The sequence below is a fragment of the Sphingobium sp. MK2 genome, from assembly GCF_040170545.1.
GTDB lineage: Bacteria > Pseudomonadota > Alphaproteobacteria > Sphingomonadales > Sphingomonadaceae > Sphingobium.
The window spans coordinates 56,095-76,901 of the sequence record NZ_JAZDXA010000003.1 but is presented as its reverse complement, the minus strand read 5'-3'; the positions used below and the strand labels follow the sequence as shown (position 1 = coordinate 76,901).

The window sequence follows — 20,807 nt, the reverse complement described above, 5'->3', positions numbered from 1 at the left end:
ATGGTCAGGGAAATGGTGGGCCCGGCAGGAATCGAACCCGCAACCTAGCCGTTATGAGCGGCCAGCTCTAACCGTTGAGCTACAGGCCCCACCTGTTGATAGAGGGGGGATTAGGCAGCATCAGGCGGCTTGGCAAGCCTCTGCGCGCATCGGAACTGCGGCAAGCAAATGATCAAGGCTGGCAGATCGCACGCCCCGTCGCGCCAAATGGTTCAACACGGCATCCCACCACGCATAAAAGGCGCTGCGATCGGTCTCATCCCGGACATAGGGTGTATGTCCCGGTTCCAAGGTGGGTGAATGAAAACTGAAATTCAGCACTGGAACGCCCTCTTCCATCAGGGCGTCGATGGCTGCCATTGCTTCCTGCGCCGAAATCCCCTCTGGCGTCAGCGGAACCCGGCTCAGCAGCCGTGCCCGCGCCATCGCGCCCGCCAACGGTCCCATCGTCTGCGCGGCACGATACAGACGTTCCCCCGCCCCGCGCAGCAAGCCGACAAAGGCGGTTGAAAGCGGCAGTTCCACCAATGTCCGGTTTGGCCCCGTCCAATAGGGTGCCAAGGGCATTCCGCGAAAATCCGGTCCATGCTGGCCGCTATAGTCGAACCGGCTGCGTACCGAGCTGTCGAGCCGAAATCCGGCAGCCTCCAACAGGCGCGCACTGTTCGGACCGACGCCATAGCGCCCGGCGCGGTAGGCTATCGGCCGTTGTCCGAATCGCTGTTCGATTCGGCGACATAGCGCCTCCAGCTTAGCCTGCTCGACCGCTTCTGGCAGGGAGCCGACATAGCTGTTGGCGGCCGTCACCTCTTCGACATGCGGCGGATTGACCCAAGGGTGAAGATGCGCGCCAATGTCAGCCGCACCATCACTGACCCATTGCCCCATCATCGCCGCAGCCGCATCGCAATCCACGACTGGATAATCGGTGACGTAGACGGGCTTGACGCCCGCAGCGGCAAAATAGCCCTGTCCGCGCGTCATACCGGCCAATGCCGTAACCCCGTGGCCGGTACGACTAAACGGCGCATTCCAGTCAAACTCTTCCTCGGTATCAACAAAGAGCATGAAACGGACGCCAAATTCGGGCGCGAGCGTGATTCGATCCTGCGGCGGCGGCGGGGTCAGGAGATTTCCGTCGAGGGGATGAGCGATCATGCTTTTCGCTTTACTCCCCAATGGTTGCCATAGGGTTTCGTCCGCCGCCGGTCAGGCGCGATCGACAGCATCGGTGGTGATGGTAGCGGCCGGGATAGCCAACAGCAGACGCCCCGGCTCGATTTCCAGGCTGCCGTTACAACTCGCCGCCAGACTGCGTATCAAGCGCAGAGAAAAGCCAAGGCCAAGCAACGGCCCATCGACCCAGTCACCATCAGCGCTGTACCCCGGATCAAGCAACTGCGCTTCGTCCAGGCTGGTCAGGCTCGATGGACGGTCGATAGCCAGCACGACCCGCCCTGCTCCGCCATCGGGCTGGAACCAGCAGGCACCCGTTACCGTCTCTCCCATCGGCGCAACCGAAATCAATGTCCGTAGCAGATGCTGCACCATACGTTCGCCCTGCACCGGATCAATGCGTATCGGAGGCAGAGCAGGCGCAACGGCTATATCTATCACCGTCGCGCCTGCGGAAGCCTGATCTTCAAACCTGGCCGCAATCTGGTTGACCAATAGATCAGGAGCCATCAATTCCGGTTCGCCCGCGCCATCCCCGCGCGATACCCGCGCGGCGAGATCGAGATCGTCGAAGGCTGCCAGCAAATGCCGCGCATCCACCGCTATCTTGCCCGCCATGTCGCGATATTCTGCACCGGCCGCGCCGAATAATTCCTGCTCAATGATCTCGGCAAAACCCAGAATCGCGTTCAGGGGCGTGCGTAGCTCGTGAACCAATTGGCGCAGGGAATCCGAAGAAAGGCCGCTGATCGCCGAATGTTCGGGCTGGACCGCGACTTCATGCAGATAGGGTCGCCGCGCCTGTCCGCGATACCCCTGGAAACGGCCGGAGCGCGGGTCAAAAAATGGTGTTGCCGACAAGCGCCACTCGCCCGCCATTCGTCCGCCAACAATGGTAAAACGCCCGTTCTGAAAACCGCTGCGGCGAGCAAAAGCGCCAGCGACATGGCCATCGGGGCCGCTGCCGCCATCCAATGCCACTTCACCTAATGACAGGCCGATCAATGCCGCGCGTGGCCCTTGATCAACCCAAAGCAGGACACCCGCAGCGTCGGTTTCGAACGCAAATTGACGCGGGGCGTCAACTACAGGTGGATCGCCCTGTTCGGATGCGATGCCTATGGGACGACGGGTGCTCGTAAAATGCGCGATCCGATCGACCAGATTGCGAATCTGGTCTTGGTCCTGCGCTGGCGGGGCACGCAAGGGCGTTACAACCGACGAGGTTAGCGATTCTGCCGGTTGTGCTACCATGTCCGGTGTCAACAGCATGTCGGTATCGCCAACCATGTCCTGCCGTTCGGTGGTCAGCACCAGATCGACCGAGCCAAATGTTTCAAGCGCCTTGCGCGTGAGCGGTCCGACATCCCGGCGCCCCCGCAGCACACCGCGCGCCGTGGGGGTCAGATCGGGCAATAGTTCAGCCCAGTTCTCGTCAGGCAGTTGGGCGCGCGCCACTGCGGCTGCTGCTATTGCCGGGCGATCCTTGGCGAAAAACATCACCAGACTGGCAGATCGCAGCCGTCGCCCCAACTCCACCACGGTCGCGATTCGCTGTGTTTCGGAAATTGAAGCCCGCAGACCTTCCAACCGATCAAGCAGCATGTCGCGGTCGGTTGCGGCCATCGCCTTCCGACCTGCACGATCATGCTGAGCCAACAGATCGACACATTGGCGCCAGGATGTCACCGCACCCAGTCCCGCACGGTCATCGGCCGCCAGCACTGTTTGCATGAGATCGTTAAAACGCACCGAAAATCCTCATAGACCGCGCAATGCGGCACATTCGCCCTATCGTTAGGCGTTCATCGCGGCAAGGGAAAGGGCGGGCGGAGCGCGATCAAAAAGGACCGTCGCATAGTGGGACAATTGCATTGCCCTGAAACATTATTATGATGGGTGCTTCGAACAAGACAGGAAATAAGCACAATAATGGCCGGCCCGAATATCGACGACATCGACCTGCAGATCCTCGGAGAACTGCAAGAGGACGGCAGGATGACCAATGTGGAACTGGCGCGTAAAGTGGGCCTGACCGCACCGCCATGCCTGCGTCGCGTCCGTGCTTTGGAGGAAGCCGGAGCGATCACATCCTACCATGCGGTGGTCGATCCGGGAATGCTGGGCTACACCATCACGGTCTTCGCCATGGTCAGCCTCAAGAGCCAGGCTGAGGCCGACCTGATGGCTTTTCAGGATCACATCGCCAAACTGCCCGAAGTCCGCGAATGTCATATGCTGAATGGAGAGATCGACTTCATCCTGAAGGTCGTGGCCAAAGATCTTCAGAGCTTCCAGCAGTTTCTGACATCGAAGCTGACGCCCGCGCCCAATGTCGTGAGCGTCAAAACCTCGCTTACCATTCGCACATCGAAAAACCTGCCCGGCGTACCGCTGCCGGTTTGACCCGGCAGCGGCGCATCAGGCCGACTTGCGGCTCTGCTGTTCCACCCATACGGACCAGAAACCGGCGACGCTGGCCCAATCGCCCGTTGCCTGGCTGAGCGCAGCCTGCGCGCCTGACAGGTCGCCAGACCGCGCGAGCGCTACGCCCAGCCGCGCATTGATCCGCCCGGCATCTACCCCACCCTTGGTCAGGGCGAGCCGATATTGCTCGACGGCCTGCGGGAATTGGCCCAACGCAAAATAGCTGTCGGCCAAGGATGCGGCATCTTTGCCGTTCGATGCGCTCGCAGCCTTCTTTGCCAATGCGGGCAATCCGGCAATTTCCTTGGTAGCCTTGGGTGCCACGCTGGTCAGCAGCTTGCTCGTTGTCGCTTGGGTCGGAGTCAACTTGCCGACCTTACGGCCTGCCTCGATGATCGCCTTGGCCTCCGCATAATAGCCAGCCTTTTCCGCGAGCAGCGCATAGGATTGATAGTCCCGTTCGCTTGCCATCGCGCCATTGGCCGCTTGCAGGCGATAAAGGTCGAGTTGCAACTGAGGCTCGACGTCGCCGGCCGCCAGATAATTGGTCAGCGCTGAACGCCAATCTTCCTTGTCGCCCGCCTGCCCCAGACGATCGCGATATAATTGACCAACTTCGGTCCAGTCGCGCGCTTGATAGGCCATTGACAGAGCCCGGTCGGTCCAGGCGATCGGAACCGGCTGACCCGACGCCCGCTGCTGGGCAATCGCCTCCTGCACGAAACGCCGCGCATCCTTGGGCTTGTTGCGTCGAAGGGCGATGTCAGCGCGCAACATGGTCGCATCGACTCCGGCATAGCCCAATGTTTTGGCATAATCGAGCTGCGCCGTCGCATCGTCATAATTGCCAACCTGATAGGACAGATAGGCAGCGACAAAGCGCAGACGCGGCGCAGCGGCACCAGGCAATGCGCTGGTCTTGAACAGGTCGGTCAAAGCAATACGTTGTGCCTGCACGTCGCCACGCAAAACCGCCAATTGGTAACGCAGGCTGGCCGTCGCATAGGTTTCAAAGTCGTTGGATGGGGTCAAGGCACCAATCCGTGCCGCAGCCGTGGCAACATCGCGAGCGCGCACCGCAGCGTCAGCGGATTGCAGTGCTGACCTAAACGTGTCCGACATGACGATAGGTGGTCCCGCTACCACCAGTTTCTTCTTGGCCATTACAGGCGCGGCCATCAAAAGCGCGGCTGCCAATGTCATTGGCAAACCATATGTAACCTTAATCAATCGCCGCATGGCCTTGCGGGCCTCCCCAGTTCAATTGCCGGGATAATGCCCGGCCTCACCTAACCCAAAACCATAAACTTAAAAGGCGCGCCACCTACGGGATGGCGCGCCTTGTCTTCAAGCACCCTTGCTGCCCAGATACGCCAGCCACAGGCCCGCAATCTGCTTGCGCGCGCCGCCCTGTACGGCCTCAAAAGCCGCTTTGGCGGCGGCATTGTCACCGGCCTTCAGCTTGGCGATGCCCATGCGGGTGTTGACTTCATCCGCATCGACGCCACCCTTTTCCTTAGCCAGTTCGAACATCGCGGCCGCCTTAGCATAATCGCCATAGCCCAGATAGGCGTCCGCCGTTGCCGCTGCGATCTTGCCATTGGCCGCCTTGCGCGCATCTGCTTCAGCCGCACCTAACGTGCTCTTGTCACCTGAAATACGAGCTGTGGCGGTCTGATACAGATCAGCGCCCTGATTGGCGTTCAGCACATTTTTGGAACGGCCCAGGTCAATCGACGACTTCACCTCGCCATAGATACCCGTCTTCGATGCCATTTCGGCAAATTCGAGATAATCGCCAGCGACGACCAACCCATCGGAGGCAGAGAGCAGGCGCAGCACATCGAGATTTTCACGATTGGTGATGTTGGGGTTTGCGCGCTGGAACAGACGCACCAGCGTCCGCAAATTGGTCCCGCTCGGCTCCGCCTCATAGGCCATCTTGGCCCATTCGGTGACTTCGGGCAGCTTCGCGGCTTCGGCGCGGCCGACACCGATCTGATACCATTGCGCGGGCACTTGCTGCCCCGAAGCCTTCATCGCGTCTGCTGCGGCCTTGAGCGCGGCGAGCCCCTGCACATTAAAGCCTCGCGCAGGCTCGGCAGCGGCGTTCGTCGTCCCAGCCTTACCGAAATAGGCTTGGGCCAATGTCGGGTTGATGGTCTCCGATTTCGCACCAGCAGCCAACGCCGCCTGCGCGCGCTGAATGGCGAGATCGTAATTTTTCGCATCGAGCGCCTGGCCAGCAGCGACGGAGTTGAACTGAGCGGCCTGCTCCGGCGGTGTCAGGCCGCTGTCGAGCATCTGGGTCAGGGCTTCGCTCTGCAAAGCGGTATCCTTCGCCGCGATCGAGGTGTTCAGCTTGATCGCACCGATCTGATATTTGTCATCGTTCGACACGGCCTTGCTGTCGGCTTCCGCCAGCGCTGCCTTTGCACCCGCGAAATCCTGCGCTTCGGCGGCCTTCTGTGCCGCCTGCAACGACTTGATCACGTCGGGCGTGACGTTCAGCTTGGGACCAGCCTTCTTCTCTTCCTTCTTGGCGGCAAAGGCAGGGGCCGAAACAGCGCCGCCCGAAACAGCCAGGGCCAGCACGAGCGCGAACGGGGTAACAAAACGCATAATCCTCATCTCCTATGCACGCCTTGGCCGATGGCTGGAGGCGCGTTTTGGGGTTGAACGCCGATTAGGGGTCGGCGGGTGAATGGGCATTGAACAAGCCTATATCGGCTGATTTTGCAACTGTCATGCCCGCAGCTTCGTTCCCGTAATGCCGATGCGATAGCCGCTCGGCTTGCTGAATCCCCCGCGCGAGCGCGTGTCTGCGCGCGAGGGGTGACAGATTTGTTTCGCTCGGCTAGAGATCGCGCAACACAGCCAACATCATCGAAAAAAGAGAATCGCATTGACCGACGAGACTGTCCTCGCCGACCCTTCGGACATCAGCCCCGTCTCCATCGTCGAGGAGATGAAGACCAGCTATCTCGACTATGCGATGTCCGTCATCGTTTCGCGCGCCCTGCCGGACGTACGCGACGGTTTGAAGCCGGTCCATCGCCGCATTCTCTTTTCCGCGCAGGAATCGGGCTTCCTCTACAACCGCCCCTATCGCAAGTCCGCCCGCCTCGTCGGCGAGGTGATGGGTAAATATCACCCGCATGGCGACAGTTCGATCTACGACGCCTTGGCGCGGATGACGCAGGACTGGTCGATGCGCGTGCCGCTGATCGACGGTCAGGGCAATTTCGGATCGATGGACCCCGATCCGCCAGCCGCCATGCGCTACACCGAAGCGCGCTTGGCCAAGGTGGCCGGTGCGCTGCTCGAAGATCTCGACAAGGATACGGTCGATTTCACGCCCAACTATGATGCGTCGGAACATGAGCCGCAGGTTCTGCCCGCGCGCTTCCCCAATCTGCTCGTCAATGGCGCGGGCGGCATCGCTGTCGGCATGGCGACCAACATCCCGCCGCATAACCTCGGCGAAGTGCTGCGCGCCTGCCTTGCCTATATCGACAATCCCGGCATCACGACGGACGAACTGATCGCCATCGTCCCCGGTCCCGATTTCCCGACCGCCCCGCTGATCCTGGGCCAGTCGGGCGCGAAGTCGGCCTATCATACCGGCCGCGGCTCGATCATGATGCGCTCGCGCTATGTAATCGAGGAAGGGCGCGGCGATCGCCAATCGATCGTCCTGACCGCCATCCCCTATCAGGTCGGCAAGAACGGCCTCGTTGAAAAGATCGCCGAGGCCGCCAAGGAAAAGCGGATCGAAGGCATCAGCGACATCCGCGACGAATCCAGCCGCGAAGGCGTGCGGATCGTCATGGACTTGAAGCGCGACGCGACGCCCGAAGTCGTCCTCAACCAGTTGTGGCGCAACACGCCTGCCCAGTCGAGCTTCCCCGCCAACATGCTCGCCATTCGCGGCGGTCGCCCCGAATTGCTGGGCCTGCGCGAGATCATCGACGCCTTCATCAAGTTCCGCGAAGAGGTCATCACCCGCCGCACCAAGTTCGAATTGAACAAGGCGCGTGAGCGGGCGCATATCTTGCTCGGCCTGGTCGTTGCGGTCACCAATCTTGATGAGATGGTCAAGATCATCCGCGGTTCGTCCAGCCCGGCCGAAGCACGCGAAAAACTGCTCGCCCGCGAATGGCCGATCAGCGAGATCGCCCATTATATCCGGCTGGTCGAAGCCATCGACACCGAGATTTCGGGCGAAATCTACAAGCTGTCCGAAGTGCAGGTCCGCGCCATTCTCGACCTGCGGCTCCATCGCCTGACGGCCTTGGGTCGCGACGAAATCGGCAAGGAACTGGCTGGTCTGGCCGAAGCCATCGCCGAATATCTCGCCATCCTGGGCGACCGGGTGAAGCTCTACGCCGTGATGCGCGAAGAACTGGAAGCGATCGAACGTGAATTCGCAACGCCGCGCTTGTCCGAAATCACGGCGGCGGCCGACGGCATCGATGACGAAGATCTGATCGAGCGCGAGGAGATGGTCGTCACCGTCACGGTGCAAGGCTATATCAAGCGCACCCCGCTCGAAAGTTTCCGGGCGCAGGCGCGCGGCGGCAAGGGACGGTCGGGCATGGCGACCAAGGATGAGGACGCCGTCACCGAACTGTTCGTGACGTCGACGCATACGCCGGTCCTCTTCTTCTCGACCGCGGGCAAGGTCTATCGCATGAAGGTCTGGCGCCTGCCCGAAGGTGGTCCGGCAACGCGCGGGCGTCCGATGGTCAACCTGTTGCCGCTGGCGGCCGGTGAAACCATCCAGACCGTCCTACCGCTGCCAGAGGATGAGGAAAGCTGGAAGGATTTGCACGTCATGTTCGCGACGGCGAACGGCACGGTGCGTCGCAACAGCATGGATGCCTTCGCCAATGTGCCAAGCAACGGCAAGCTCGCCATGCGCTTCGATGAAGGCAGCGACGATCGGCTGATCGGCGTGGCGCTTCTGTCTGAAGAGGATGATGTCCTCCTTGCTACGCGGCAAGGCAAGGCAATCCGCTTCGCTTCGACCGATGTGCGCGAGTTTCAAAGCCGGACCTCGACCGGGGTGCGTGGCATGACCTTAAAGGGCGACGACGAGGTTATCTCCCTTTCCATCCTTCACCGATCCGGTGCCAATCAGGAGCAGCGCGAGGAGTATCTGCGCTTTGCTCCCTGGAAGCCGGAGAAGGAAGGCGAAATGGCCGATCAAGAAATGTTCGCGCATATGAAGGAAAGCGAGCAATTCATCCTGACCGTCTGCGCCAACGGCTATGGCAAATTGTCGTCCGCCTATGACTATCGTCGCACCGGGCGCGGGGGTCAGGGCATCACCAATATCGACAATATCGGTCGTAACGGGCCAGTGGTCGCCAGCTTCGCCGCAACCCAGGGCGATCAACTGATGCTCGTCACCGATCAGGCCAAGTTGATCCGCATGGGGCTGGACAGCCTGCGCGTCATCGGCCGCAATTCGGCGGGCGTGCGCCTGTTCGATGTCGCCAAGGACGAGCATGTCGTCAGCGCCGCCAAGATTGAAGAAAGCGACGAGGCACCTGAGGCCGAAGAAGCGTGAGCGACCTCTTCGCCTATAAGATATTGACCGCCGAGCAATATGCGCAGTTCAAGGCCGACGGCGTGTTCAAGGGTGCGCCGGTCGACTTGGCGGATGGGTATATCCACCTGTCCACCCGCGATCAGGCGGCGGAAACCGTGGCGAAGCATTTCGCCGGACAGGATAGATTGGTCATGGTGATGGTCGACCTCGCGCCCTTTGGCGAGGCGATCCGTTGGGAGGAGTCGCGCGGCGGTGCGCTCTTCCCGCATCTCTATGCCGACCTGCCGATCACGGCCGTTGCGGGCAAAGTGGTGCTACGCATCGGCGACGATGGCACCCATTCCTTTCCCGCAGGTTTTTAAGGCGCGACCCGCGCCATCCGCCCCACCTTCCCGCGCTGCATCCAATAGTCCCAACCGCCCCAGCGGATATGATTGGAGGTTGCTGCCGCCACCTGAACGATCAGATGCGCCCAGGTCACAGCAAAGGGCGCGGTACAATCCCACCAGAGCGAGCGCGTCGCGTGTTTCGCCTGGTCCGGCTCCAGCACCGCATCAATGATCTGCCGCCGCACCGCTGCCCTGCCCCAGGCCGCGCCATAACCGATCGCAATGGCGCTCCAGCCACCCCAGCCCAACGCCCAGAGCCACGCGCCAGCCTGCACCGACACCCCCACCGTCGCCAACGCCCACATGCCCAGATTGTTGGTCGCAATATGCCGATATTGCCGGACGCCGAAACCGATGAGATTGCGAGCAGGTCCGTCCAGCGGGCTGGCGACCAGCAGATCGCGCACTGGCCGGAGCCGCAGCTTTGCGCGCCAGCCTGCCAGGCCGATAGTCATATCGTCGGACAACCGAGCGGCCAGCACCGCATCCAGGTCCAGTTGCTTCGCCACCGCGCGCGGCAGAGCCATCGCTCCACCCCAGGGCATGGTCGCATTGGCAGCGCGCGGCAGCGTCGCCAATTGCATCTCGACCGCGCCGACCATCGCCGCCATCAATCCACCCCTTGGCAGCAACAGCCTATAGCCCGTCACGATATCCGCCTTGTCCCGCACCAGCGGAAATAGCAGCCGGCCGACCAGCCGCGCTGGCGGTTCGATATCCGCGTCGATGAAGACCAGCCACTGGTCATCGGGACGCAAGGCCCGCAACGCTGCGCGCAGCTTGTGTACCTTCTGCCCCTCATCCGTCGCCACCCCTGCATGCACGATCTGCACCTTGTCCCCGGCCAGCGCCTCCGCTGCTGGACATGCGCCTGATGTCGTTATCAACAAGCGAAATTGTGCGCTTTGCGCCGCCAGCCGCGCCATCAGCGCCGCACCGCCGTCCCAATCGTCGCGCACGCTCAGGATCACGACCACCCCATCGGGCGCTTCCTCCCGCCGCTCGACCGGCAGATTCCGCCAATAATTGACGACACCCAGCAGCGTCAGTCCCTGAAGGACAATCCAGACCCAGATCATGACCGCCGCGCACCTCTTTACCGTCTCGCCGCCTCCTGTATGACGGCAGGCTTATGCTCTCCAACCCCTTTCTTTTCGCGCTGATGCGGGTGCTGCCCGCCCGGTCGGCCTCCTGGCTTGGTGGATGGCTGTCTGTCCATGTCGCCCGCCCCCGCATGAAACTGCGCGACGCCCGTGCCCGCGCCAATCTGGCGCTGCTCCGCCCTGATCTGGACGAGGCGACGCGGGAAGCGATACTCACACGCCGCTGGCGCAACATCGGGCGGACGCTGGCCGAACTCGCCAATGTCGACAGGCTCGTGAACGACGCGCATGTCGAGGTCGTCGATCGCGCAAGCTATCAGGCGGTGCTGGACGGGCCGCGCCCCTTGCTCGCTTTGTCCGTGCACATGGGTAATTGGGATTTGCTGGGCGCGCATGGCAAGGCGCTGACCGATCGACCAGGCCTCGGCGTCTATGCGCCGCCGCGCGATGAACGGACGGCCGCGCAACTGCAAAAGGCGCGGCAAAGCTATATGGGCGAAACGATCACCGGCGATGGCGCGGCGCGGCGCATATTGAAGCATCTGACCAGCCATCCGCGCGCCAGCCTCTATATCCTGCTCGATGAACGGCGCGATTTTCAGGTCTGGTTTCCCAAATTGGGTCGCACACTTCCGCCTTCAGGCAATCTGTCCGTGGCGCTGCGGCTGGGGCGCAAGGTCAATGCCCGCTTCCTGCCCTTCTATCTGGCGCGGACGAACGGACCCCATTTCCGGCTGCATTGGCACCCGCCGCTCGACCCGCAGACGATGAGCGACGACGAGATCATCGCGGCGGCCGACGCCTTTCTGGGACGGGCCTGCATTACCCATGCCGACGAATGGCTGGCGCTGCATGATATGGACCTGACGCAGCCGGGCCATGCGCCCACTGCCCCACCGGCCATGTGACTTGGGCGTACTTGCCCGCTAAAGCCCCTGCATGTCCCGACTCGCGATCAAAATCTGCGGCCTTTCCACGCCCAACACCGTGGGCGCAGCCGTGCGTGCGGGGGCGAGCCATATCGGTTTTGTCCACTTCGCCAAAAGCCCGCGCCATATCGACGCGGCCCAGATAACCGCGCTGGCCGCTATCGCGCCTGCGCATATGGAAAAGGTCGGCGTCGTGGTCGATCCCGCCGACGATCTGCTGGCCGAACTGACCGCAGGCAGCGCGCTCACGGCGCTGCAACTCCATGGCAAGGAAAGCCCGCAACGCGCTGCTGCCATCCGCCAGCGCTTCGGCCTACCGGTCTGGAAAGCGATATCGGTCAAGACCCGCGCCGATATAGATGCCGCGACCGCTTATGTCGGCGCAGTCGATCTGTTGCTGTTCGATGCCAAGACGCCCGATGGCGCGGCCTTGCCCGGTGGCATGGGAATGCGCTTCGACTGGACTTTGTTGCGTGGCCTTTCGATCCTAATGCCCTGGGGCCTGTCAGGCGGCTTGTCGGCCGACAATGCGGCCGAGGCCGTCCGCATCACCGACGCCCCGCTGATCGACGTATCTTCCGGCGTGGAAAGCGCGCCCGGCATCAAGAGTGTGGACAAGATCATGGCCTTCTGCAAAGCGGTATCCGCATGTTGACGCTCATCGCTCCTGTCGAGCGCATCGGGATACGATGGCGCTGATCGCTTCTCCCCTGATCGAAGCGAACCGCCCTTCATGCCTGAAAGATTGATATCATGACCGACACGATAACCTTGCCCAACAGCCTGCGATCGCAGCCCGACGCCAATGGCCATTTCGGTGCCTTTGGTGGCCGCTATGTCGCCGAAACGCTGATGCCGCTGATCCTCGACCTCGAAAAAGTCTATAAGGCGGCGAAGGAAGATCCGGCGTTCGAGGAGGAATATGACCATCTCCTCAAACATTATGTCGGCCGTCCCAACCCGCTTTATTATGCCAGCCGCCTGACCGAAGCGCTGCGCGCCAATGCGCCCACGGGCAAGGGCGCCAAAATCTATCTGAAGCGCGAGGAATTGAACCACACCGGCGCGCACAAGATCAACAATTGCATCGGCCAGGCACTGCTCGCCCGCCGCATGGGCAAGAAGAAGGTCATCGCGGAAACCGGCGCTGGCCAGCATGGCGTCGCCACCGCAACCGTCGCCGCGCTGTTCGGCATGGAATGCAAGATCTTCATGGGCGCCAAGGATGTGGAGCGCCAGCGCCCCAACGTCTTCCGCATGAAGCTGCTGGGGGCCGAGGTCATTCCCGTCACCTCCGGGTCGGCGACGCTCAAGGATTCGATGAACGACGCGCTGCGCCATTGGGTGTCGAATGTGCATGACACATTCTACATCATCGGCACGGCGGCAGGACCGCACCCCTATCCTGAAATGGTGCGCGATTTTCAGTCGATCATCGGCAAGGAAACCCGTGCCCAGATCATGGAAGCGGAAGGTCGCCTGCCCGATATGCTGATCGCGCCGGTCGGCGGTGGCTCCAACGCCATCGGCATGTTCCACCCTTTTCTGGACGATCCCGACGTCGCGATGATCGGCGTGGAAGCGGCAGGCGAAGGTCTGACGGGCAAGCACGCGGCGTCGCTGGCCGGGGGGGCGTCAGGCATCCTGCACGGCAACCGCACCTATTTGCTGCAGGACGAGGACGGCCAGATCACCGAGGCGCACAGCATTTCGGCGGGGCTCGACTATCCCGGCATCGGCCCGGAACATAGCTGGTTGCATGAGATCGGCCGGGTCAAATATATGCCCGTGACCGACGATGAAGCGCTGGCCAGCTTCCAGAAGCTCTCCGCCCTGGAAGGCATCATCCCCGCGCTCGAATCCGCCCATGCCATCGCCGCCGCCGAACAGGTTGCGCCGACCATGGATGCGGACAAGATCATCGTCATCAACCTGTCCGGCCGGGGCGACAAGGACATCTTCACCGTCGCCGAAGCGTTGGGAGTGGAAATGTGAGCATGACTGACCGCCTCTCTACCCGCTTCGCCACCTGCAAGGCGCAAGGACGCGCCGCGCTGATCACTTTCGTGACAGCCGGTGATCCCGATGTCGCGGCGACCCCTGCCATCCTCGACGCGCTGGTCGCGGGCGGCGCGGACATCATCGAACTGGGCATGCCCTTCACCGATCCGATGGCCGATGGCCCCGCGATCGAACTGGCCAATCTGCGAAGTCTGGGGTCGGGCACTAAGACGAAGCATATCTTCGCGCTCGCCGCCGAGTTTCGCGCGCGTCACCCGGACACGCCGCTGGTGCTGATGGGCTATGCCAATCCGATGCTGGTGCGCGGTTCCGACTGGTTCGCTGATCAGTGCAAGGCCGCTGGCGTCGATGGCGTCATCTGCGTCGATGCGCCGCCGGAGGAAGATGCCGAGATCGGCCCGGCGCTGCGTAGCGCGGGCGTTCACCTGATCCGCCTCGCGACCCCAACGACCGACACCGCGCGCCTGCCTGCGGTGCTCCAAGGCGCAAGCGGTTTCCTTTATTATGTCTCCGTCGCCGGGATCACCGGCAAGCAGCAGGCGGCCCAGGCCAATATCGACATGGCCGTCGGCCGCCTAAAAGCCGCTACTGACCTGCCGGTTGCGGTCGGCTTCGGCGTCCGCACCCCGGAACAGGCCGCCGCCATCGGGCGCGTTGCCGACGGCGTGGTGGTCGGCTCGGCCATCGTCGATATCGTCGGCAGCCATGGCGATGCCGCTGCCCCCTTCGTTCAGCAATTCGTCGCTGCCCTGTCCGGCGCGCTCACCCCCAAAATCCAAGAGACTGCCGCATGAGCTGGATCAACCGCGTCCGCAAGGCCATCCCCTTCATCGCCCGGAAGGAACAGACTGCCGAGACATTATGGCATAAATGCCCATCCTGTTCGGAGATGCTGTTCATCAAGGAATGGGAGGATAATCTCTCGGTCTGCCCGCGGTGCGACCATCATGGCCGCATCGGCCCGGCGGAGCGGTTCGAGCAGATCCTCGACGCCGGTTTCATCCTGCTGCCAACGCCACAGGTGCAGGAAGACCCGCTGAAATTCCGCGACACCAAACGCTATCCCGATCGTATCCGGGCGGCACGCGCCGCGACCGGCGATCAGGATGCGCTGATCAACGCGCGCGGCGCGATCGACGATGTGCCGCTGGTGCTGGGCGTGCAGAATTTCGCGTTCATGGGCGGCTCCATGGGCATGGGCGTGGGCGCGGCCTTCATCCAGGGCGTCAATGACGCGATCGCCCATAATTGCCCCTATGTCATCTTCACCGCCGCCGGCGGCGCGCGGATGCAGGAAGGCATCTTGTCGCTGATGCAAATGCCCCGCTCCACCGTGGCGATCCAGAAGCTGCACGCGGCGGGCCTGCCCTATATCGTCGTGCTGACCGATCCGACCACCGGCGGCGTGACGGCCAGCTATGCGATGCTGGGCGACGTGCAGATCGCCGAACCCAATGCCCTGATCGGCTTTGCGGGCCAGCGCGTGATCGAAAGCACGATCCGCGAGAAGCTGCCCGAAGGCTTCCAGCGCGCCGAATATCTACTCGACCATGGCATGATCGACATGGTGGTCCATCGCCACGCATTGCGCGATACGCTGGCGCGCGTGATCGGCTATCTTACGCCGCGCATCGCCGCCTGAACCAACGCGCCGGGGGGACGCGCTTATGGCCGATCATGCCGTTTCGGACGACCCGCAGGTGCAGGCGCAGCTTGACCGGCTCTGGTCGCTATCGCCGGGTGCCGACATATTGGGGCTGGAGCGCATCACCCAGTTGATGACGCGGCTGGGCGACCCCCATCGCGCCCTGCCGCCAGTCTTTCATGTCGCGGGCACTAACGGCAAGGGGTCGACCTGCGCCTTCCTGCGCGCGGCGATGGAGGCGGATGGCAAGACCGTCCATGTCTTCACCTCGCCGCACCTTGTGCGCTTCAACGAACGCATCCGCGTGTCGGGGCAACTCATCAGCGACGAAGCGCTTGCCCGCTATCTCGCGCGCGTATTGGACATTGCCGAGGGTATCGGGGCGAGCTTCTTCGAGGTCACCACGGCGGCCGCGTTCCTGGCCTTCGCCGAACATCCAGCCGACGCCTGCATCATCGAAGTGGGCCTGGGTGGTCGCCTCGACGCGACCAACATCATCGCCGATCCGGTCGTCTGCGGCATCGCCCAGCTTGGGATCGATCATCAGGCCTTTCTGGGTGATACACTGGCTGAGATCGCGGCGGAAAAGGCAGGAATCGCCAAGCCCGGCGCGCCGCTGGTGACGCAGCGCTACGCCGAATCCCTCTTCCCCGTGATGATCGACGCCGTGGCCAAGGCGCGCACCACCTGGATCGCCCAAGGCGATGGCTGGGACGCCGCCGTCTATCGCGACCGGCTCCATTATCGCGACGATCAGGGTCGGATTGACGCACCACTCCCCCGCCTGGCGGGTGCGCATCAGGTGCAAAATGCCGCACTGGCTTTTGCCATGCTGCGCCATCAAAACGCTGTCCCACTTTCAGACGCAGCGCTCAAGGCAGCGCCGCTCTGGGCGCATTGGCCCGCGCGACTACAGCGGCTCGACCATGGCCCGCTGCTGGCGCTATTGCCCGCCGGTGCCACCGCCTGGCTCGATGGCGGGCATAATGCGGGCGCGGGCGAGGCGATCAGTGCCTTCTTCACGCCGGAGCGGCTGGAAGGCCACAAGTTGCAGCTCGTCATCGGCATGCTGGCCAACAAGGATGTCGATGCCTTCCTTGCGCCCTTTGCCGGACGGATCGCCCATATTCATGCACTGCCTGTCCCCGGTCATGATCATCATCCGGCGGAACGTTTCGCCGCGATCGCGGCACAATGGGGCATTGGCTGCACGGCGCATGATGATGCGCAAGGCGCTATCGGGGCCATAGCCGCGCTGGGCGATGCTGCGCCTAAGCTGCTGATCGGCGGCTCGCTCTATCTGGCGGGCGAAATTTTGCGACTAAACGCGCAATTGCCTGACTGATTATACTTGCGACTAACTCGCAATAGCGTAGTCTGCGGAGAGCAATCACCGCAGAAGGCGTATCATCATGGCTCATGGAGAGACCTCCCCCCTCGATCTGCCCCGGCCCATGCCCACGGGCTATGGCAACCGGCTATTCCTGTTCGTCATGCGCCGCATGGCCAGCGCAGGCGTCAATGACGCCCATGCCGCCAACGCCATGTTGGGTGCGTTCGGGCGCAGCTACCGTCGCCCATTGGTGCTGATGCGGGCCATGATGCTGGAACTCGCCCGCGCCTCCAGCCGTAAGATATTGGTCGCGCCCTGCTGCTGCGCGCGCATGACCGCGGATGAGGGGATGTTGATGCAGGCGACGGGCGAAGCGCTGCGTGATCCCAACGCCGCTTATGAGCAACTGACCGACCTGCTCGGCAATGACCATGCATTGGGCGCGCTCACCTGCATGCAGGCAGTCGCGCAGGCGCATGCCGATCTGGGGCGGCCGCTCGAACTCTATTCGGGCGGCTGAGCTGTGCGATCCGTCGCGGCCGTGCCGACGCTGGCGTCGATCAGCCCGGCGCGCATCATCAGCCAGAACAGCGCGATCCCCGGCATCGCCGCCAGGGTGGTGAACAGGTAGAAATCGACATAGCCAAACTGTTCGATCAGACCGCCCGCTGTCGTGCCCGTCAAAAACCGCCCGACGATGCTTGCCGCCGCCGAGATCAGCGCATATTGCGCCGCCGTAAAGCGCAGGTCGCACAGAGCCGAGAAATAAGCGACCACGGTGACGCCGCCGATCCCGCTCGCGAAATTCTCGAACCCGATCGCGCCGGCCATGCCCCAATTGCTTTTGCCCAGCGCCGCCAGCGCGGCGAAGCTGACATTGGACACGCCCATCAGGATCAGGCTGAGCAGCACCGACCGCTTCATGCCGATTCGGGCGTAGAGGATGCCGCCGATGAAGATGCCGATCAGATAGGCCCAAAAACCAATGCCAATGTCATAGATGGCGATTTCGTCATTGCTGTAGCCCATGTCGTCGAACAGCAGGCGGAACGTCAGGTTTGCCAGCGTATCGCCGATCTTGTGCAGCAGGATGAACAGCAGCACGAGCATGGCTCCGCGTCGGCGGAAAAATTCGAGCAGCGGCCCTGAAATGGATTGCCACAACTCGCTTGCGCCCCGGCGCGCCAGCGGATCGCGGTGCCGTTCCGGTTCGCCCAGCAGCAGGCCGGTCAGCATGGCGGGCAATGCGAATATGGCGCAGGCCATATAGGCCCCCTGCCAGCCGATCCGTGCCGCCAGCACCAGCGCCAACGCACCCGCCGCGACCGATCCGATGCGCCAGCCATATTGCGACATGCCCGACCCGACGCCCAATTGTTCGGGCTTCAATGTTTCGATGCGATAGGCATCGATCACGATGTCGAATGTCGCGCCTGCCATGCCCACCAATATCGCGGCATAGGCGGTATTAATCAGGCTGGCGGAGGGATCGACCAGCGCCAGATTGACGACCGCGGCCATGACCAGCAACCCCGCAAAAACCAGCCAGGAGACGCGCTGGCCCAATCGGCCGAGCAGCGGCAAGCGGACGCCATCGACCAGCCAGGCCCAAAGCCATTTGAGATTATAGACAAGGAAGGCGAGCGTGAAGGCGGTGACTGCCTTCTTGTCGATGCCGTCCTGCGCCAGCCGGGTCGTCAGCGTGGCACCGATCATGGCGAAGGGGAACCCCGACGACACCCCCAGGAAGAAAGCGGCCAGCGGCGCTTTTTCCACATAAGGTTTCACGGCGTCGAGCCAGCTTTTGCGGCCCGCAATGGCGTCAGTCACTTCATTCCCCCGGTATCGTCCTGTTGCGCGCCACCATATGGCCTCGCGCCGGGCTGGCAAGCGTTGCGTGGGGTCAGTTTGGCTCGAACAGGCTGAGGCCTACCGGCAAGCGTGGCGGACGTGCGCCGCGCAGCCGGGCGTCGATCACCCGGATCGCGGCGACCAGATCGCGAGGGGCATAGGGTTTGGCGAGGCATCCGACCGCCAGTTCGCGGGCGTCGATCGGGCAATGGCCGGTCACGAACAGCACCGGCAATCCCTTGGCATGAGCGTGGCGGGCGACGTCGATGCCGCTCTTGGGGCCATGGAGGGCGACGTCGGCGATGACGAGATCCAGTTCCCCGCCGTCGATCACGGCGACGGCATGGTCATAATCATCGACGGTCGCGGCAATGCTGTATCCGGCCTGTTCCAGCGCATGTTCATTGTCGAACGCGACCAGCGGTTCATCCTCCACCACCAAGACGGTGCGGATTGCCTTGCGGCGCGGAAGGCGCACGCTCCCGCTATTCAAAAGCCCGAAAAACATTTGCCAAGTCCGCCCTGTTTCCGCCATGCAACCGAACAAACGCCGCGCCCCCGCGCCGGGTTGCCGAAGCGATGGGTTTTTACCCCCTCGCTCAAGCGCCGGGACGGCACATTTCAGCCTGTTGCTGGCTTATTGCCCATATGGGGAGAGCCAGAGCCTACGCAAAGGAACTTATCCGTGGAACCGCCGAAAAAATCAGGACCGCCACGCCGGTCCGGCCCCGGCGGCCCTAAACGCCCCGGTGGCCCCGGCAAGCGGCCAGGCTTTGCGCCGGGTCGCGACGAAGCGACAGGCGGCAAACCGCGCTTTGCCAAGCCGGGCGAACGTGCCCAGCCTGGGCGTGGCCCACGGCCCGATGCCGCTCCCAGTGGAGACCGCACCGGACGCGACCGCACCCGGCCGGTGACTGCCAAGGCCGATGTGCTTGTGCGCCCTCCCCGCCGCAATGATAGCGACAAGCCGCGCGGCGCGGCCTTCGGCACTGCTGCCAAGCCTTGGGCCAACAAGCCACCGCGCCGGTCGGGCACTGGCCCCAAGACCACCGCCAACCCGCATCCTGCCCATGCCACCGCCAGCGATGGCAAAGGCGAACCGCAGCGTATCGCCAAGCTGCTGGCGCGCGCGGGCATCGCCTCGCGCCGGGAAGTGGAACGGATGATCGAGGAAGGCCGCGTCACACTAGACGGCGCGACGGTCGAAACGCCCGCCACCCTACTCGCTTCGCTTGCGGGCGTGGCGGTGGATGGCGTGGCGGTCGCGGCCCCTGCCCCGACCCGGCTGTTCCTGTTCCACAAGCCGAGCGGCTGCCTGACGGCCGAGCGCGATCCGGTCGGGCGACCGACCATCTATGACCGGCTGCCCGCCGACCTGCCCCGCGTCATCCCGATCGGGCGGCTCGACATGAATACCGAGGGTCTGTTGCTGCTCACCACCGATGGCGGGTTCAAGCGGCAGATGGAACTGCCCTCGACCGGCGTGCCGCGCACCTATCGCGCACGGGCCTTTGGCGAGATCAGCCAGGCGCAGTTGGAAGATTTGTTCGACGGGCTGGAAGTCGATGGCGTCCGCTATGGTCCGATCGAGGCCAATCTGGAACGGCGCACCGGGCGCAACCAGTGGATCGAAATGACCCTGACCGAAGGCAAGAACCGCGAAGTGCGGCGCGTGCTTGAACATCTGGGGTTGCAGGTCAACCGCCTGATCCGCACCAGCTATGGTCCGTTCGTCCTCGCTGACCTGCCGATCGGCATGGTGGCGGAAGTCAGCGAACAGGATCTGGCGATATTCCGCAAGACATTGAAGGACGCGAAATGAGGATCATTTCGGGCCAATGGCGTGGCCGTCCACTGACCGCGCCCAAGGGCGATGCCACCCGCCCCACCGGCGATCGGACGCGCGAGGCGCTGTTTTCGATGCTGACCAGCCGGATCGGATCGTTCGAGGGGCTGGCCGTGGCGGACTTCTTCGCAGGCTCCGGCGCCTTGGGGTTCGAGGCGCTGTCGCGCGGCGCGGCGTCCTGCCTGTTCGTGGAACAGGACAAGCCCGCGCTCGACGCGATCCGCGCCAATGCGGAGCGGCTGGGCATTCGCCCTGATGTTCGCGCGGCGAGTGTGCTGACGCTGGGACAGGCACCCAAGCCGCTCGACCTCATCTTCATGGACCCGCCCTATGGCACAGGCGCGGGGCAGGTCGCGCTCGACAAGCTGTCGCGGCTGGGCTGGACCAGTCCGGCCAGCTGGATCAGCATCGAAACCGACAAGCGCGAGGATGTGGTGGTGAAGGGCTTTACTATCGACACGGTGCGGGATGTGGGCAAGGCGCGGATTACCCTGCTTCGGGCAGAGGGGCAAAGCGACGCCTAGCGCCA

Annotated in this window: 19 protein-coding genes and 1 tRNA gene; 12 read left to right on the top strand and 8 right to left on the bottom strand. The window is 63.1% G+C overall.

Annotated elements, in window-relative coordinates; translation table 11 throughout:
- Positions 1-13: 13 nt before the first annotated feature.
- The 3 genes from V2I08_RS02820 to V2I08_RS02810 form a co-directional block, all read right to left on the bottom strand.
- Positions 14-89, bottom strand: a tRNA-Ile gene (locus V2I08_RS02820).
- A gap of 31 nt (positions 90-120) precedes the next feature.
- On the bottom strand, positions 121-1,158 hold the full coding sequence (locus tag V2I08_RS02815; RefSeq protein ID WP_349633822.1) for a polysaccharide deacetylase family protein: 1,038 nt from the start codon (positions 1,156-1,158) through the stop codon (positions 121-123).
- A 51-nt stretch (positions 1,159-1,209) separates the two neighbouring features.
- Positions 1,210-2,928 carry a HAMP domain-containing sensor histidine kinase gene (locus tag V2I08_RS02810; RefSeq protein WP_349633821.1) on the bottom strand — a complete coding sequence of 573 codons (1,719 nt, stop codon included), beginning with the start codon at positions 2,926-2,928 and terminating at the stop codon, positions 1,210-1,212.
- 180 nt (positions 2,929-3,108) lie between these two features.
- Between V2I08_RS02810 and V2I08_RS02805 the strand changes: the two genes are divergently transcribed.
- On the top strand, positions 3,109-3,582 hold the full coding sequence (locus V2I08_RS02805) for an Lrp/AsnC family transcriptional regulator (RefSeq protein ID WP_310222032.1): 474 nt from the start codon (positions 3,109-3,111) through the stop codon (positions 3,580-3,582).
- Positions 3,583-3,597: 15 nt separating this feature from the next.
- Here the strand turns inward: V2I08_RS02805 and V2I08_RS02800 are convergent, their stop codons facing one another.
- Positions 3,598-4,842 (bottom strand): hypothetical protein, encoded by a 1,245-nt coding sequence (locus V2I08_RS02800; protein WP_349633820.1) that lies wholly within the window; start codon positions 4,840-4,842, stop codon positions 3,598-3,600.
- Positions 4,843-4,950: 108 nt separating this feature from the next.
- Complete coding sequence (locus V2I08_RS02795; RefSeq protein ID WP_349633819.1) at positions 4,951-6,225, bottom strand: hypothetical protein; 1,275 nt, start codon at positions 6,223-6,225, stop codon at positions 4,951-4,953.
- Positions 6,226-6,508: 283 nt separating this feature from the next.
- Between V2I08_RS02795 and gyrA the strand changes: the two genes are divergently transcribed.
- Positions 6,509-9,178: a DNA gyrase subunit A gene (gene gyrA / locus V2I08_RS02790; RefSeq protein WP_349633818.1), complete on the top strand. Its 2,670-nt coding sequence runs from the start codon at positions 6,509-6,511 to the stop codon at positions 9,176-9,178.
- On the top strand, positions 9,175-9,522 hold the full coding sequence (locus V2I08_RS02785) for a DUF952 domain-containing protein (protein WP_349633817.1): 348 nt from the start codon (positions 9,175-9,177) through the stop codon (positions 9,520-9,522). Before gyrA ends, V2I08_RS02785 begins: the two co-directional genes overlap by 4 nt.
- On the opposite strand, the gene V2I08_RS02780 is transcribed toward V2I08_RS02785, so the two are convergent.
- Positions 9,519-10,628 carry a glycosyltransferase gene (locus V2I08_RS02780; protein ID WP_349633816.1) on the bottom strand — a complete coding sequence of 370 codons (1,110 nt, stop codon included), beginning with the start codon at positions 10,626-10,628 and terminating at the stop codon, positions 9,519-9,521. The genes V2I08_RS02785 and V2I08_RS02780 overlap by 4 nt on opposite strands.
- 53 nt (positions 10,629-10,681) lie before the next feature.
- Between V2I08_RS02780 and V2I08_RS02775 the strand changes: the two genes are divergently transcribed.
- The 7 genes from V2I08_RS02775 (at position 10,682) to V2I08_RS02745 (ending at position 17,101) form a co-directional block, all read left to right on the top strand.
- A complete protein-coding gene (locus V2I08_RS02775) occupies positions 10,682-11,560 on the top strand; it encodes a lauroyl acyltransferase (RefSeq protein ID WP_349633815.1) in 879 nt (292 codons plus the stop codon).
- A gap of 31 nt (positions 11,561-11,591) precedes the next feature.
- Positions 11,592-12,236 carry a phosphoribosylanthranilate isomerase gene (locus tag V2I08_RS02770; RefSeq protein WP_349633814.1) on the top strand — a complete coding sequence of 215 codons (645 nt, stop codon included), beginning with the start codon at positions 11,592-11,594 and terminating at the stop codon, positions 12,234-12,236.
- A gap of 98 nt (positions 12,237-12,334) precedes the next feature.
- Positions 12,335-13,576: a tryptophan synthase subunit beta gene (trpB, locus tag V2I08_RS02765; protein WP_349633813.1), complete on the top strand. Its 1,242-nt coding sequence runs from the start codon at positions 12,335-12,337 to the stop codon at positions 13,574-13,576.
- 2 nt (positions 13,577-13,578) lie between these two features.
- Positions 13,579-14,397 (top strand): tryptophan synthase subunit alpha, encoded by an 819-nt coding sequence (gene trpA / locus V2I08_RS02760; protein ID WP_349633812.1) that lies wholly within the window; start codon positions 13,579-13,581, stop codon positions 14,395-14,397.
- Positions 14,394-15,245 carry an acetyl-CoA carboxylase, carboxyltransferase subunit beta gene (gene accD / locus V2I08_RS02755; RefSeq protein ID WP_349633811.1) on the top strand — a complete coding sequence of 284 codons (852 nt, stop codon included), beginning with the start codon at positions 14,394-14,396 and terminating at the stop codon, positions 15,243-15,245. The genes trpA and accD overlap by 4 nt, the downstream gene beginning before the upstream one ends.
- Before the next feature lie 25 nt (positions 15,246-15,270).
- Complete coding sequence (locus V2I08_RS02750; RefSeq protein WP_349633810.1) at positions 15,271-16,593, top strand: folylpolyglutamate synthase/dihydrofolate synthase family protein; 1,323 nt, start codon at positions 15,271-15,273, stop codon at positions 16,591-16,593.
- Between the two features lie 67 nt (positions 16,594-16,660).
- On the top strand, positions 16,661-17,101 hold the full coding sequence (locus V2I08_RS02745; RefSeq protein ID WP_349633809.1) for a DUF6628 family protein: 441 nt from the start codon (positions 16,661-16,663) through the stop codon (positions 17,099-17,101).
- Here the strand turns inward: V2I08_RS02745 and V2I08_RS02740 are convergent.
- Complete coding sequence (locus V2I08_RS02740) at positions 17,086-18,411, bottom strand: AmpG family muropeptide MFS transporter (RefSeq protein WP_349633808.1); 1,326 nt, start codon at positions 18,409-18,411, stop codon at positions 17,086-17,088. The genes V2I08_RS02745 and V2I08_RS02740 overlap by 16 nt on opposite strands.
- Positions 18,412-18,484: 73 nt before the next feature.
- Positions 18,485-18,940 carry a response regulator gene (locus tag V2I08_RS02735; RefSeq protein WP_313924149.1) on the bottom strand — a complete coding sequence of 152 codons (456 nt, stop codon included), beginning with the start codon at positions 18,938-18,940 and terminating at the stop codon, positions 18,485-18,487.
- A gap of 420 nt (positions 18,941-19,360) precedes the next feature.
- Between V2I08_RS02735 and V2I08_RS02730 the strand changes: the two genes are divergently transcribed.
- A complete protein-coding gene (locus V2I08_RS02730; protein WP_405053616.1) occupies positions 19,361-20,254 on the top strand; it encodes a pseudouridine synthase in 894 nt (297 codons plus the stop codon).
- Positions 20,251-20,802 carry a 16S rRNA (guanine(966)-N(2))-methyltransferase RsmD gene (gene rsmD / locus V2I08_RS02725; RefSeq protein WP_349633806.1) on the top strand — a complete coding sequence of 184 codons (552 nt, stop codon included), beginning with the start codon at positions 20,251-20,253 and terminating at the stop codon, positions 20,800-20,802. The genes V2I08_RS02730 and rsmD overlap by 4 nt, the downstream gene beginning before the upstream one ends.
- Positions 20,803-20,807 lie beyond the last annotated feature (5 nt).